Consider the following 15,512-nt stretch of genomic DNA (forward strand, 5'->3'; position numbering starts at 1 on the left):
GAGTCTCGCACTTCCGCTCCAATCAACCTTAAATAGTTTCGTTTTAAAAACAACAATCTTTACGAAAAGAGCCAAAATGAATGATCCAACGTTTAGAAAATGGGAGTCTGTCAACAATGGGAATAAGTAAATAACTATGGAGGTGTTCAATTAATGAATGTTAATGGTGCCCTAGAGGTTCTTGATCGTATGCGGCTTCCTAATGGCGCGTATACTGCAAGCGTTTCCGATGATTATAATTATGTATGGATAAGGGATGTCGTTTATACAGTACTGCCATTTATAAATGATCCATCCAATCGTTATGAGAAAGCATATCATGCTTTATTCGACTTATTTCAATCCTATGAGTGGAAGATAGATATTCATACTGAACAGAAACCCCAGTATCTTTATGAACATATCCATGCACGGTATTCCACTGAATTGGAAGAACTGACTGATGAGTGGGGGCATGCCCAAAATGATGCGATAGGTGCCTTTTTATGGGGTGTCGGAGAAGGATATAGGCATGGAAAAAAGGTGATAAGAAATCAACGTGATTTACTAATCGTACAAAAGTTGGTCAATTACTTGGAATGCCTGCAATATTGGCAGTCGGAAGATAACGGGATGTGGGAAGAAAATATCGAAATTCATGCTTCAAGCATCGGTGCATGTGTTGCTGGTTTGAATTCAGTCAAGATGCTGGTCAACGTTAAGGAGGAACTGATAATGAAGGGAGAAGAAACACTTCGTTTCCTACTCCCGAGGGAAAGTTATTCAAAAGAGACGGATCTAGCCCTTTTATCCTTAATTTATCCTTATCGACTGGTAGATCGTGAAATAGCCCTTAAAATATTGAAGAATGTCACAGGGCGCCTTGAAAGAACAAATGGTTGTATACGATATGAAAAGGACCTTTATTATAATGAAGGCCAGGAAGCGGAATGGTGTTTCGGTCTTCCGTGGCTGGGTTTATGCTACCTTGAACTTGGCATGATGAACAAAGTAAAGGAATATACAGATAAAACGAAAATGATCATTCCAGAAAATTGGGAAGTCCCTGAGTTATATATTGGAGGCAGTAATATTCCAAACAGGAATACTCCCCTGGCATGGTCAGTCTCATTATCCTATTTATTCTTAAAGAAAACTCACATGATCCGAACTGAACAAGTAACATGAAGCATTCATACATGATTCCTTAAAGCTCTTTCCTATAAAATGGGGAGGGCTTTTATTGGAATAACAATATTTTTACATTAAATGGTCTTTTTCTACATAAAAATGTTTTAATTTTCAAAAAAAGGGCATTTAATTATAATAAGTTCACCTCCATTTGAAGGATTAATATCATTTCCACCGAATATATATAATAACTGGGGAACGATGGGTAAAATACTATCGAGTTAATACTGATGGAGGGGTTTTATTGAGTACAATTATGGACCAGCTACAAGAGAATTATCCAAGCGATTTCGATTTATATTTGTTTCATGAAGGCACCCTTTATGAAAGCTATAAAATGCTTGGGGCACACATTGTAACATCATTAGGTAATGAAGGAGTACGCTTCGCCGTTTGGGCCCCCCATGCCAAGCAAGTTTCTGTAGTCGGTAATTTTAATAATTGGGACGGAAATGATCATGCGATGAAACGGATCGAGCGTTCAGGCGTCTGGGTGTTGTTCGTACCAGGACTTCAAGAAGGGGAACTTTATAAATACGAAATACATACACCTGGAAATAAACGTATCCTAAAAGCCGATCCATATGCCTTCTATTCGGAAGTCAGACCAAAAACAGCCTCGGTCATTAAAAGGCTGGATAATTTTGAATGGCAAGATTCGAAATGGATAGCCGATAGGAAAAAGGAAAATATCTATCATAAACCCATGTCCATATATGAAGTACACCCTGGAACATGGAAACAGACAGAAGATGGTGAATTTTATTCGTACCGTGAATTGGCTGATAGATTAGTTGATTATGTGATTGATAATAGTTTTACACATATTGAAATCATGGCCATAATGGAACACCCATTTGATAAATCGTGGGGATACCAGGTCACGGGCTATTATTCCGTTACCAGTCGTTACGGTTCACCGGAAGATTTTAAGTATTTGATTAACCTTTGCCACCAAAAGGGCATTGGCGTCATCCTTGACTGGGTTCCCGCCCATTTTTGTAAAGATGCACATGGACTTTCCCGTTTTGATGGTACGCCTCTCTATGAACCAATTGATCATACCAGGGCAGAGCGTCCGTTATGGGGAACATACAATTTTGATTTTACTAAACCGGAAGTAATCAGTTTTCTTATATCAAATGTGATGTTTTGGATGGATATATACCATATTGATGGGGTCCGTGTCGATGCGGTATCGTCAATGGTTTATTTAAATCATGATAATCCCTTGCCGGTTAAGCTGAAAAACCAGTTTGGCGGTGAGGAAAATATAGAAGCCATACAATTTTTGCAAAAACTTAATGAGGTGGTTTTCAAAAAATATCCCAATGCACTAATGATGGCTGAAGAAGCAACAGACAGGCCGCTTATAACATCACCTACCGATATCGGAGGCCTGGGTTTTAATTACAAATGGAATATGGGATGGACTAACGATATTCTTCGTTACATGAAACTTGAAACGAATGAAAGGCCAAATCACCATAGCCTCTTAACATTTTCATTGTTCTATGCTTTTTCAGAAAATTTTGTCTTGCCCTTTTCACATGATGAAGTAGTTCATGGCAAGAAGTCTTTATTGAATAAGATGCCAGGTGACTATTGGCAGAAATTCGCAAACTTACGGTTGCTCTTTGGGTATTTCATGACACATCCTGGAAAGAAACTTCTCTTTATGGGCGGTGAATTTGGCCAGTTCATAGAATGGAAAGATGAGGAACAATTGGATTGGCTGCTTTTGAAATATGAATCTCACGAAAAGCTGGCATATTACTTCCGTACCCTTCAGGAATTTTATAGGCAAACTTCCTCTCTATGGAGATTGGATCATGTCCAGGAGGGATTTGAATGGATAGAACCAAACAATAGTAGTCAGAGTATCATAACCTATATGAGAAAAGGTAAACGCAAAGGTGATTATTGTATTGTTGTCTGTAATTTCTCTGCACAGGCCCATGCTCATTATCAAATAGGTGTGCCTTCCCAGGGGAAATATATAGAGGTCTTCAGCAGTGATTCAGCAGCGTTCGGAGGATCCGGTCAGATCAATGAAAAACCCATTAATGTCAAAAAAGAATCATGTCATAATCAACCATACAGCATGGAAATAACCGTACCTCCTTTAGGCATATCAATTTATATGAAGCAAACAAAAAAAAGACGGGGGAGAGTGAACGAATAATGGGAGCGAAAAAATGGATAGCAATGTTATTGGCAGGAGGCCAGGGTTCAAGGTTAGGTGAATTGACAATCGGTTTGGCAAAACCAGCGGTTCCCTTTGGCGGTAAGTATAGGATCATCGATTTTCCATTAAGTAACTGCACTCATTCTGGTATTGATACGGTTGGGGTACTGACCCAATACCAGCCATTGATTCTAAATGATTATGTGGGTAATGGCAAAGCTTGGGATCTGGATCTGGATGTCGGCGGAGTTTCCGTTCTTCCCCCTTATCAAGGGAAAGAAGGCGGTGAGTGGTATAAAGGGACGGCAAACGCCGTTTATCAAAATATCCAATACATTGATAACTATAATCCGGAACATGTACTGATTCTCTCCGGTGATCATATTTATAAGATGGATTACAGTAAGATGCTGGATTATCATATCGAAAAAAATTCAGAGGCAACCATAGCTGTCATTCAAGTGCCATGGCAGGAAGCAAGCCGTTTTGGGATCATGAATACCAATGATGATGATAAAGTCACCCAATTCGATGAAAAACCGAAGTATCCAAAAAGTAATCTCGCATCAATGGGAGTATACCTTTTCAATTGGAAGAACCTAAGACGGTATTTAATAAACGATGAAAAAGATGCAAACTCTTCTAATGATTTCGGTAGCAACATCATTCCCAAGATGCTAGAAGATCGAAAAAAACTGTATGCGTATCGTTTTAATGATTATTGGAAAGATGTTGGAACGGTCGAAAGCCTTTGGCAGGCCCATATGGATTTATTGGAGGAAACGCCAAATTTCCAGTTGGATGATCAGCAGTGGAAAATTTTTGCGCGCAATGCAAACCACCCTCCGCAATATATCTCATCAGATGCCGAGGTCAGTCAGTCGCTTATCAATGAAGGGTGCATGATACATGGAAATATTGAACATTCGGTTTTATCATATAATGTACAGGTGGGCTATGGGTCAACCATAAAAGATTCAGTCATCATGCCTAATGTTACGATTGGTGAAAACGTTCATATAGAAAGAAGCATCATAGCCAGCAATTGTGTTATAGAAGATGGTGCAGTAGTTGGCAATTCATCGGTTACATCCGATATCACCTTAATTGGCGAAAATCAGACCATTGTCAATCCAAACAAAAAGAAGATCACTCTTAACTAGAAAAAGGGGAAGATCCTATGGAAAATGTGTTGGGTATTATTAACTTAATCAATGAAAGACAACATTTAAAAGAGCTGACCGCTCACCGTAATGTAGCATCAGTGCCATTTGGTGGACGCTACCGTTTGATTGACTTTACGATGTCGAACTTCATAAATGCGGATGTATCAAAGGTGGCCGTTTTCCCAAAAGAAAAATATCTCTCAGTCATGGATCATCTTGGCTCAGGAAAAGAATGGAACTTAGATCGGCGTTCAGGAGGATTATACATCTTGCCCCCTATCCATCCGGACGAAACGGTAACAGGCGATATGAAGCAATTCTATGATCACCTCAGCTTTTTTGAACGTGCAGCGGCAGATACTGTCATCATTTCCCCTGGAAGCCATGTATGTAAATTGGATTTCAATGATGTGCTTGATTATCATAAAAAACATAAAGCGGATATCACGGTCGTTTATAAGGATTATGTAGGGGAATTGATAGAAAAGCCAATCTATCACACCTGCTCAGTAGATTCTGATGATGACATCACGGACATAAGCTTTTATACCATCCCTAGACCTGGTGATCATGTTTGTCTCGAAACCTTCATTATAAGTAAAACCTTATTGGTGAACTTGATCAAAAGCTGTGTTGCCAGTGGAGAATATGACTTTTTGAAAGATGCTGTGAAAGCCAATCTTCACCGTTTTACTGTCAAAGGCTACAATTTTACTGGAGATATGCCATTCATCCATTCCATTGAAAGTTTTCATTCCAGTAATATGAATTTCCTGAACCCTTCTGTTATCCGTTCTTTCTTCGGAGACACTTGGGATGTTTATACAAAAATCAAACATGAGGCACCGACCAAATATTCACGATCTTCGAAGGTTACCAATTCATTGATAGCCAACGGTTGTGATATTGAAGGGACTGTAGAAAACAGTATACTCTTCCGTGGAGTAAAGGTAAAAAAGGGAGCGGTTATAAGAAATAGCATCATCATGCAAAAAGGCGTGATTGAAGAAGGTGCTATCGTGGAAAATATCATAACCGATAAAGAAGTGAAAATTACTAGTGAAAAATCAGTTATTGGTTTAAAACAGCCAGTTGTAATAAAAAAAGCGGAAGTCATTTAAAAGAGGAGGTGCGGCAATGAATGTTGTATTTGCTGCTTCAGAATGCGCCCCTTTTATAAAAACGGGAGGGCTCGGAGACGTTATAGGTGCGCTCCCTAAAGCGCTAAAAAAACAGGGAGTCCATGTAAGTGTCATCCTTCCTAAATATGGGGATCTGCCTAACCGATTTAAACAGGAAATGAAACATATGACGAGTATTGAAGTTCCTGTTGGTTGGCGCCAGCAATTTTGTGGTATCGAAAAACTTGTTGCAAATGGAATTACATATTATTTCTTAGATAATGAATATTATTTTAAACGGCATGGGAGTTATGGTTTTTTTGATGATGGCGAAAGGTTCGCCTTCTTTTCCCGTGCAATATTAGAGGTTTTACCCTATTTAGAAAAAAAGCCGGATGTTATACACTGTCATGATTGGCAAACGGGTCTTGTCAGCGCTTTGCTGAAAGCCCATTATCATAACCATCCTTTCTATCAGGATATTAAAACGATATTTACAATACATAATTTACGCTATCAAGGAGTTTATCCTAAAGCTGTTTTAGCAGAATTACTGGATTTAAGTGAATTATATTTTAATATCGATGGTCTTGAATTCCATGGAAATGTCAGTTATTTGAAAGCTGGCTTAGCTTTCTCCAACATAGTCACAACTGTAAGTCCAAGTTATTCCGAAGAAATTCAGAGTCCCTATTTTGGGGAAAACCTGGATGGGTTTTTAAGGAAAAGAAATGGTGACCTTAAAGGGATTATCAATGGAGTGGATTATGACGAATATAATCCTGCGGAAGATGAACATCTTCCTGTTCCATTCGATTCCTATGAGGGTAAGATGGAGAATAAACGTGAGTTACAGAAATCGTTGGATCTTCCAGTCAATGATGGTGTCCCGGTCATATCAATGGTGACCAGGCTTGTTGATCAAAAAGGAATGGATCTTATCCTCCGTGTTTTTCATGAAATGATGAACCAAGGAATTCAATTCATTCTTTTAGGTACGGGTGATGAGCAATATGAATCTGCATTTCGCCATTTAGCTGACCAATATCCAAATCAGGTTTCAGTAAATACATATTTTGATGAGGGTTTAGCAAGACGCATATATGCAGGTTCTGATTTATTCCTAATGCCGTCCCAATTCGAACCATGTGGAATTGGTCAACTATTGGCGCTTCGTTATGGTACTCTGCCGTTAGTGAGGGAGACAGGCGGACTTCGTGATACAGTCATTCCATATAATCAATTTACTGGTGAGGGGAATGGTTTCAGTTTTACGAATTATAATGCACACGATATGCTTCATACAATTGAACAATCAGTTGGGCTTTACAAATTCCAGCCAAAAAGATGGAGGAAGATGGTCGAAAGTGCAATGAAGTTAGACTTCAGTTGGACATCATCTTCCATAAAGTATATTGAGCTGTATGAAAGTCTCATCCCTGTCATGAAGTGATAATTGGATAGGTAATACATAAAACACTTGCGAAAATAAGTCTTCGTAAGTGTTTTGTTTCTTTTACCATCAAATATGGGTATATGTTTGATATATATAAAATATTGTTGTGTAGGAGAATGAAAAGATGAGAAGAAGAAGAATGGAATTTGTATTTTTATTTATTTTAATTGCCGCAGTTTATATGATCCTTTTCACTCATGTTAGCTTCAACGTGAAGCTATTTTTTATTGGATTATATATTTTTGTCATGGTTGTTACCATGTTTTCACTCATGCTGGAAAATAGATTTGCTCACGAGACCCTTTTATGGATGTATGTACTTTTGTTTTTCCCAGTATTTGGATATGTATTTTATCTATTTTCAGGTCAGCTCTATTTAAAGGGGTATTTGTTTCGAAGTAAAAGGAAAAGAGATCGGGAAGAATGGAAGAGTCTTGTCACTCATGTATCACCGCCAGATCTTTCGTTCTTGAATGATCATCAGCAATCATTCGCAGCTTTTGCCAAAAATGCTTCTGAGACAACTATAAGTACATCTTCGCAAACGGAAGTTTTGAAAAATGGAAACGAAACGTTTACGGAAATCATTAAACAATTAAAAAAGGCTGAAAAATTCATTCATATTGAATATTATATTTTTCGTTCAGACAGGCTTGGTACCGAAATTATAGATATCCTTATTGAAAAAGCAAAAGTTGGTGTTGAAGTTTTATTCATTTTTGATGCGGCGGGTAGTTTAAGCCTTTCAAATAATGAAGTTAAGCGGATGAAAAATGCAGGGATAAAAGCTTATCCATTTTCGCCATTGAAACATGGTTTTTTCAATCAAAAGTTCAATTTTAGGAATCACCGCAAAATCATCATCATTGATGGTGAAATTGGTTTTGTAGGCGGTTTAAACGTAGGTGAGGAATATTTAGGGCGAAATAAAAACATTGGTTTTTGGAGAGATACACACATGGTCCTGAAAGGGGAAGCGGTATATATGCTTCATACCGTTTTCCTTTTGGATTGGGAATATGTTAGTGGGGAAGATGTATTGCAAGAACGTCCAGCATTCAAAAATAAAGTTGAACATGGTGATGGAGCTGTCCAGGTTGTAGCAAGCGGACCTGATACACAACAGGGAATAATGAGTGATTTTTACTATTCGCTTATTACTAGCGCCACTGAATCAATCTGGATTGCAAGCCCATACTTCGTACCTAATCAAGCCATTAAAGCAGCAATTAAACATGCAGCCATTAAGGGGTTACAAGTTAGGCTTATGGTTCCGGCAGTAAATGATGGGTTTTTAACCCAATATGGCAGTCGCTCCTATTTCGGGGAGCTGCTTCAATTCGGTGTAGAGGTATACTCGTATAAAAAGGGCTTTTTACATCAAAAACTTATTATCGTAGATGGTGATATGGCCTCTATAGGGACCGCAAATATGGATATGAGGAGTTTTCATCTGAATTTCGAAGTCAATGTCTTTCTTATGGGCAGCCGTACCATTGATGATCTTGTCACTCATTACAAAGAAGATATGAAAGATAGTGACAAACTAGATTCAATCAGGTATAACGATCGTGGCTTCTTGGAACGTTCAAAAGAATCATTTGCCAGATTGTTTTCGAATGTACTCTAATGGGAAAAAATGAAGATAAATAGTATAGTTGAAATGTAATGAAATTAGTTGGCCATAAGGAGAATTAAAGAGAATATGAAATTGGTTTCCTGGAATGTGAATGGTATTAGGGCTTGTGTTAAAAAAGGATTTTTAGATTACTTTAAAGATGTGGATGCAGATATTTTTTGTCTTCAAGAAACTAAGCTACAAGAAGGGCAGATTTCACTTGAGTTGGAAGGGTACCATCAATATTGGAATTATGCACTGAAAAAAGGATATTCCGGAACAGCCATTTTCACGAAGGAAAAACCACTTTCCGTGAAATATGGTGTAGGGGAGCTGGACGAGGAGCCGGAAGGCAGGATCATAACACTGGAATTCGAGAAATTCTATATGGTGAATGTTTATACACCCAATGCCAAAAGGGATTTATCTAGGCTTGATTACCGTCTCGAATGGGAAGATGGGATGATTGATTATCTTAAAAAACTGGATTTGATGAAACCGGTAATCTTTTGTGGTGACCTGAATGTCGCACATCAGGAAATCGACTTGAAAAACCCAAAACCTAATATTGGGAATTCGGGTTTCACTAATGAAGAACGTGGCAAGATGACTGAATTACTTGATGCAGGGTTTATCGATACATTCCGCCATTTTTATCCGAACCAGGAAGGTGCCTATACTTGGTGGTCATATATGAGTAAAGTAAGAGAGCGGAATATTGGCTGGAGAATCGATTATTTCATTGTTTCTAAACGGATGGCGGATTCTTTAATGGAGGCTAACATTCACTGCGATGTTATGGGGAGTGATCATTGCCCGGTCGTCTTGGAAACGAACCTCTAATCGAATAATTTCGTTTAAATGGGGATACTATTGGTTATCCATATTTAACAGGAGGTTAGGATTATGAACACATTTATCGTGGGCTTTCATCAAGAAGATAATGTAGATAGCATGCAAGTGCAAAAACTGACGGCGGCTGAGTTTGAAAAAACAACATCACGCGGTTTTCGCAGATTATTTGAACTGGATACAAATATCGGGTATTTCGTTTTTTTTGATGCAGAAGATGATGAGGGTGATTTATCTCATCTTGTTTTGCAGTATGAAGAAGATAACCAGGATCCAAGTGATTGTTATTCCTTTTCTAAAAATGACTTTTATGAATTCATGGCACTTTATTTGCAAGGCATGGATGAAGTGGAAGATGCAGAAGATGATGAGGACAACGAAGAGTATGGACCAATCCATCATCTTGCCCATTTGATGTTTCATATTGTTGAAGAAGGGAAATCCGTAAAGCCTTAACTGCCGGGTGATGAGATGAAAGGGACTTGTGGGCTTTGTGGCAGTGTTGAGATTGAACTGACCATCTCCTAGGGAGTTAAGCGGCAGCCATTTACCAATTGCTTATCTCTGTAAATCATGTCATAAACAGATTCACGCACGCCTTGTACGACTATATAAAACGTTGTATTGCTAAAAGATGATGAAGCATTGAAAAAATACTTAAAGTGGATAAAAAACAACCGGTTACCAGGGCAGTCAAGATTAGAAAATCAAAAACAAATAATGCAAACGCCCATCTTTATAAAGATGGGCGTTTGCATTTCGTTCAGCTTGCTTTATTTTTCAACCGGTCCAGTAAAAATCCACCTTTAAAATAGCGTGGTTCATATGAAATGATGAAAGCCTTAGGTTCAAACTTTTCAACGGTTGCTATTAATTCTTGTTCCCGGTTTCGTTTTGTCAAGATTTCCATCCGATAGCGGTTGCTATCCCTGCCCTCGCCCGTATAAAGAGTGACACCAAATCCGTTGTTCCTTAGGGTATCAACTAACTGTTCATTTTTGGTTTGGGTATTAACGGTTACATTAATAAAACCGATGGCGAGTTTTTGCTCAATTTTCGTACCAAAAATTATTCCGATTCCAAAACCGACTGCATAGACAACCATGGCGAGTATGCTTTGGTCACCGCCAAATACAAGGGATAAACCAAAAACGTATACTAACATTTCTGCGATACCCAGTATCGAGGCAAGTATGGTAATATTTTTTACTAAGAAAATGGTTCGCAGCGTGTATATCGGAACATAAATAAGTTGCAATAGCAGAATCAGAAGTATTTCTTTCAATTGAGCACCTCACCAATATCTTCTAGTTAAATTTAGATGTTTTATCCTCGGGAATGTTCATACTATATGTAACATCTTCCATAATCTAACCACACAATAATAGAAGAATTCAATGGGAAATATTAAGTATTTTTTATGGAATTTCCATTGTGAACGAATTAAGTATTTATAAGGTTTTTCAATACTCTTTTTTTTATTAATTTGGTATCATTATCCTTATTGATTCATAAGGGGGAATGAATATGATTAATTATGATGGACGGATATTCAGAGCAAAAGTCAACTCTGAAAATGGGGAAGTATCAGGAAATACTTCCTTTCACTATTCACAAGAAGGTTCTATTCTTTCAGCAAGTTATCATGGTGGAGAGATTGTTAAAGGTACGTTAATAGGGCTTGTCCATATGGATGGATCTCTTGAATTCAGGTATAATCATATCAATGAAAAAGGTGAAATAAGAGGAGGAAGCTGTCTTTCCACCCCTGAAATGCTGCCTGATGGAAGGATACGTTTGCATGAAAAATGGAAATGGTCAGATCTCGAGCATAGTGAAGGACACTCCATCATTGAAGAAGTGAAAAAATAAGATTCTGCATAGAGGGGTTTGAGGACAATTACTACTATTTGTTTAGTGCGGCATGGTCAAACAGATTGGAATGCACTAGGGAAACTGCAGGGGCAGACTGATATCCCTTTAAATGAACTAGGAAAGATACAGGCACGGCAATGTGGTGAATTTTTGTCTGAAGAGGATTGGGATGTAATCATATCAAGCCCACTAAAAAGGGCAAGGGAAACGGCTGAAATCATTTCAAATTATATCGAAGTTCCGGTAATTGAAAAAATAGCATTCATTGAAAAGAATTTTGGCGTCGCTGAAGGAATGACAGCAGCTGAAAGGAAAGCAGCATTCACGGATAAGTTATATCCCGGTCAGGAAAATCAGGATTCTTTACGAAACAGGCTGATGAATGGGCTCCAGGAAATTCAAAAGGAGTATCCTGACAAGAAAGTGATACTTGTTGCACATGGCGCTGTCATTCATTTCATTTTACGATTGATGTCAAACGAGTCAATCGTTTCGAAAGAAATGCGGTTGTTCAATGCATGTTTGAGTACGATTAGATTTGATGCCGATTCTTGGATTATTGATGATTTCAATCAAGTGAATCATTTATCTTAGTCCTATATTGGTTGGGGTTAAAAATGGGTATGGTTGATATTCAGGAGCTAATGAAGGAAAGAAGGAAATCATGACTAAAAAGACGGCATTGATTTTAGGGGCTACAGGTGTGGTCGGTACCCAATTGGTTAAAGAGATAAGCAGCAGCAAAATCTATAAGGAAATCCATTTTATGACAAGAAGGGAAACGGAATTCACAGAGCCGCAGTGCACAGGGCATATTGTGGATTTCGAAAATTTATCCAGGTATGCCGATTTGTTCAACGTCACCGATGTTTTCATTTGTTTAGGTACAACGATCAAGAAGGCTAAATCCAGGGAAGCTTTTCGTAAAGTTGATTATGATTATGTAATCGAAGCAGCTAAAATGGCGAAAACATCCAATGTTGAAAAATTACTCGTCATAACAGCCATGGGAGCCGATTCCAAATCAAAGTTTTTTTACAGCCGTGTTAAGGGCGATGTGGAAGGAACACTACAACACCTAGATTTGAATTCTGTACATATTTTCCGTCCTTCCTTACTTCTTGGAGAACGAAAGGAATTTAGGGCAGGTGAAAAGATTTCTAGTATGCTAAGCCCATTTGCTAAATTTCTCTTTATGGGCCCTTTACGCCCATATCGTGCCATAGAAGCAAACAAAGTAGCTGCTGCAATGTATGCTGCAGCCCAAACGACGACAAGGGGATTTCATCTTTATAATTCTGATGAAATAGAGAGACTTTCAACAAGGAGTTAATCATAAATTCATGAAATGAGCCTCCAATAGGCTCGTTTTTTTATAATATTAAAGCCGTTTTGGATGCATCTGACAGCGGATGAACATTTGTAGCTGAAAAAAGGAAGTGGAGTATAACAGTGAGAACCTGGATAAATTGGAAAGTCCAGGATAAAGGGGTCTGGAAAGGTAATTAAAGTCAATCAATAGAGAAATTCATGATACTACTTCATTTCTAATCTTCCGGTTGAAACTTGATTCCAACAAAGTTTTCCACTACAATTCGTAGTGGGAGTGATAAAAATGAATATTAAAAATTTTAAATATGATGAAGTTGGACTGAATCGTTTCTTTGGTCCCTTGGAAGCTAATATCATGGAATATTTATGGGATAAAAATGAACAGAGTATTAAAGCTGTCCAGCAATCCTTGGAGCTTGACAAGCCTATCAACTTTAATACTGTAATGACAGTCATGAACCGTTTAGTTGAAAAGGGCATTCTTGAAAAGAGGTCCGAAGGAAGGCTTTCATTATTTCGCCCCGTGCAGTCTAAAGCCGAGTTTTTAGAAGAGCAGTCAAAGAAACTGACTGAGAATTTGCTGGATGAGTTTGGCGGGGCAGTCATTAGCCATATGCTTGATGCCATGAAAGACGCTGACCAAGGTTTAATTGAAAAATTGGAACAAAAAATTCAATCGTTAAAAAAGGATAAATTATAATGTGGAAGAAAAAGTCTTATTTTGTGATAAGCCTGAGTCTTTTAATTGCTTGTGTAGTATGGAGCCAAATGGGAGCGTTTTTGGTACATATCTTTTTTGGAGTAAATATTAAAGCCAACTTTTTTAAATTTTGCTTTAGTCTATTCAAGGAAGGTTCAGTTTACTACTTTGTAGTCATCACACTGCTCAATATAGTAATATCCTATAGTATATTGAGCACCCTTTTCAAAATTGCAGAGCAATATCTTCTATCCAGAAAGTTTAAACAAAAGCTTTTTACCTACAAAAACGTTGAAAAGACAAGGGCAATAAATGAAACATTCAAACAGGTCAGCAAAGATATCTTAGTTGTTAATGCTGATCAACCACTTGCGTTTACGCTTGGTTTCAGGCGACCTTTCATTGTTTTAAGCACTGGTTTAATTCAATTATTGGAGCTTGACGAGCTGGAAGCGGTAGTGGAGCATGAAGCATTTCACCAAAAAAGATATGATCCACTGGTAATCTTTATTTTACAGTTGATCTCGCATTCATTATGGTTTGTTCCACTGACAAAATGGTGTTATAAAAATTACAAAATAATAAGTGAATTATTAGCCGATGAATATGCGATTAATAAAATGGGCACTGATTTAGGCATAAGCGCTGCTTTGTTGAAGTTAATTAAACATTTTTGCTCTGATAAATCAACTCCTGTCATCGTCCACTTCTCAAATGAATCGGTAAACTATAGACTTCAGCAATTAGTTGATCCTCATAAAACAATTCCTTTGAGGGCTGATAGTACCACGATTTTTGTTTCTATATATGTTTTGGTGATATTATTGGGAATGACTATAGTGATTGTCGGATGACTTTCACTTGATTTTTTTGCAAGTTTACACTACACTTTGTAGTGTAAACTAAATAAAAGGAGATGTGTCATGAATAAACAAGAAATCGGTACCTTTTTATTAAGAGTAATGTTGGGAATTACATTTTTGTTACATGGTTTGTCAAAGTTCCAAGGTGGATTGGATAACACTTCAGGATGGTTTCAAAGTATGGGCATTCCAGGGTTTTTGGCCTATGTTGTTGGTACAATTGAATTGGTTGGAGGATTAGCTTTAATTTTAGGTCTTGGAACAAGAATAATTTCTGCTCTCCTTATATTCATTATGGCTGGTGCAATTGTTTATGTGAAATTTCCAGCAGGTTTTATGGGGAATGGAGAAGGTACAGGTTTCGAACTGGACCTGGTTCTTATGATTATTGCACTTCACCTAGTATTAAATGGAAGCCGATTCCTATCTATAGACTCTAAGCTGCCAAATCCCAAAAAAACGAAAAATTCAGAAAAAATAGCGAGTTAATAAGGAAGGTTACCAAATTGAAACGAATGTATTAAAGTCAAAAAAAACTTTTCTACTGAACGAATTCAAAAAACTTAGTCAAGGAGCGTAGCTTGAGGGCATGAATCCGATAATTTACTTGGGTCATGCCTTTTTCATTTCACCTTGATTCGTTGATGTTTCTTAGAAATCCCGATATAATCTTCTATTTCTTGTGTGAAGTGCTCCATGCTCTGAAACTGATGTAAAATCAAGCATTTCAGATATAAGTAATTTACTATAAACGAATTGTCAAAACACACCCTTGCTAATCCATTACTAAAAGGTCAAACAATCACCTTTGGAGTTTAAAGACCAGTCTTCAATTGTGGAGGATACCTTGGATTATGCAGTAAAAAAGGCATAGTATATACTGGAATGCCAATGAACGTGGTAGTTTTGACGAGAATTCCCTTTAAGATCCAAAGAAATTGATAAAGCGCTACATCCCATTGAATAAAATCGATAACCTACTAACAAATACTTCATATAAGCCCCCCTAATCTATTCACATTAAGAAATACCATTATTTTTATAAAGCTATACTCATTAAAAAGGTGACAAACGTTCCGTACAGAAGGATAAAAATACGAAGACTCCTCCTTAATTACACTTGTTTATTGATTCAGGGGATAATGAATATATGTTCTTCCTAATTTGATTG

Annotated in this window: 15 protein-coding genes; 14 read left to right on the plus strand and 1 reads right to left on the minus strand. The window is 37.6% G+C overall.

The window, feature by feature from the left end:
* The first annotated feature begins 153 nt into the window (after positions 1-153).
* The 8 genes from SB775_RS22240 (at position 154) to SB775_RS22275 (ending at position 10,027) form a co-directional block, all read left to right on the plus strand.
* Positions 154-1,167: a glycoside hydrolase family 15 protein gene (locus SB775_RS22240; protein WP_410863365.1), complete on the plus strand. Its 1,014-nt coding sequence runs from the start codon at positions 154-156 to the stop codon at positions 1,165-1,167.
* Between the two features lie 259 nt (positions 1,168-1,426).
* Positions 1,427-3,355: a 1,4-alpha-glucan branching protein GlgB gene (gene glgB, locus SB775_RS22245; protein WP_410863402.1), complete on the plus strand. Its 1,929-nt coding sequence runs from the start codon at positions 1,427-1,429 to the stop codon at positions 3,353-3,355.
* Complete coding sequence (locus SB775_RS22250; protein WP_318686662.1) at positions 3,355-4,521, plus strand: glucose-1-phosphate adenylyltransferase; 1,167 nt, start codon at positions 3,355-3,357, stop codon at positions 4,519-4,521. The genes glgB and SB775_RS22250 overlap by 1 nt, the downstream gene beginning before the upstream one ends.
* Positions 4,522-4,538: 17 nt before the next feature.
* Positions 4,539-5,645: a glucose-1-phosphate adenylyltransferase subunit GlgD gene (gene glgD, locus SB775_RS22255; protein ID WP_061463363.1), complete on the plus strand. Its 1,107-nt coding sequence runs from the start codon at positions 4,539-4,541 to the stop codon at positions 5,643-5,645.
* A gap of 16 nt (positions 5,646-5,661) precedes the next feature.
* On the plus strand, positions 5,662-7,098 hold the full coding sequence (gene glgA, locus SB775_RS22260; RefSeq protein ID WP_410863368.1) for a glycogen synthase GlgA: 1,437 nt from the start codon (positions 5,662-5,664) through the stop codon (positions 7,096-7,098).
* Positions 7,099-7,225: 127 nt separating this feature from the next.
* The gene (cls, locus tag SB775_RS22265) at positions 7,226-8,731 is read left to right on the plus strand and encodes a cardiolipin synthase (protein ID WP_410863370.1); all 1,506 of its coding nucleotides are present in this window, start codon (positions 7,226-7,228) and stop codon (positions 8,729-8,731) included.
* 75 nt (positions 8,732-8,806) lie between these two features.
* Positions 8,807-9,562, plus strand: coding sequence for an exodeoxyribonuclease III (locus tag SB775_RS22270; protein ID WP_410863372.1), 756 nt, complete (start codon positions 8,807-8,809; stop codon positions 9,560-9,562).
* A gap of 63 nt (positions 9,563-9,625) precedes the next feature.
* Positions 9,626-10,027 (plus strand): cytosolic protein, encoded by a 402-nt coding sequence (locus SB775_RS22275; protein WP_284470640.1) that lies wholly within the window; start codon positions 9,626-9,628, stop codon positions 10,025-10,027.
* Positions 10,028-10,334: 307 nt separating this feature from the next.
* On the opposite strand, the gene SB775_RS22280 is transcribed toward SB775_RS22275, so the two are convergent.
* Positions 10,335-10,856, minus strand: coding sequence for a DUF2179 domain-containing protein (locus tag SB775_RS22280; RefSeq protein WP_061463358.1), 522 nt, complete (start codon positions 10,854-10,856; stop codon positions 10,335-10,337).
* 242 nt (positions 10,857-11,098) lie between these two features.
* Between SB775_RS22280 and SB775_RS22285 the strand changes: the two genes are divergently transcribed.
* The 6 genes from SB775_RS22285 to SB775_RS22310 all read left to right on the plus strand — a co-directional run bounded on the left by SB775_RS22285 (position 11,099) and on the right by SB775_RS22310 (position 14,830).
* Positions 11,099-11,443, plus strand: a complete 345-nt coding sequence (locus SB775_RS22285) for an avidin-fold protein (RefSeq protein ID WP_318686668.1) — start codon at positions 11,099-11,101, stop codon at positions 11,441-11,443.
* 27 nt (positions 11,444-11,470) lie between these two features.
* Positions 11,471-12,040, plus strand: coding sequence for a histidine phosphatase family protein (locus SB775_RS22290; RefSeq protein ID WP_318686694.1), 570 nt, complete (start codon positions 11,471-11,473; stop codon positions 12,038-12,040).
* A gap of 70 nt (positions 12,041-12,110) precedes the next feature.
* Positions 12,111-12,779, plus strand: a complete 669-nt coding sequence (locus SB775_RS22295; RefSeq protein ID WP_410863374.1) for an NAD(P)H-binding protein — start codon at positions 12,111-12,113, stop codon at positions 12,777-12,779.
* Between the two features lie 282 nt (positions 12,780-13,061).
* Positions 13,062-13,478, plus strand: a complete 417-nt coding sequence (locus SB775_RS22300) for a BlaI/MecI/CopY family transcriptional regulator (protein ID WP_061463356.1) — start codon at positions 13,062-13,064, stop codon at positions 13,476-13,478.
* Positions 13,478-14,332, plus strand: a complete 855-nt coding sequence (locus SB775_RS22305) for a M56 family metallopeptidase (protein ID WP_410863377.1) — start codon at positions 13,478-13,480, stop codon at positions 14,330-14,332. Before SB775_RS22300 ends, SB775_RS22305 begins: the two co-directional genes overlap by 1 nt.
* A 69-nt stretch (positions 14,333-14,401) precedes the next feature.
* A complete protein-coding gene (locus SB775_RS22310) occupies positions 14,402-14,830 on the plus strand; it encodes a DoxX family protein (RefSeq protein ID WP_284470644.1) in 429 nt (142 codons plus the stop codon).
* The last annotated feature ends 682 nt before the right edge of the window (positions 14,831-15,512 follow it).

Source organism: Peribacillus sp. SIMBA_075 (genome assembly GCF_046534585.1).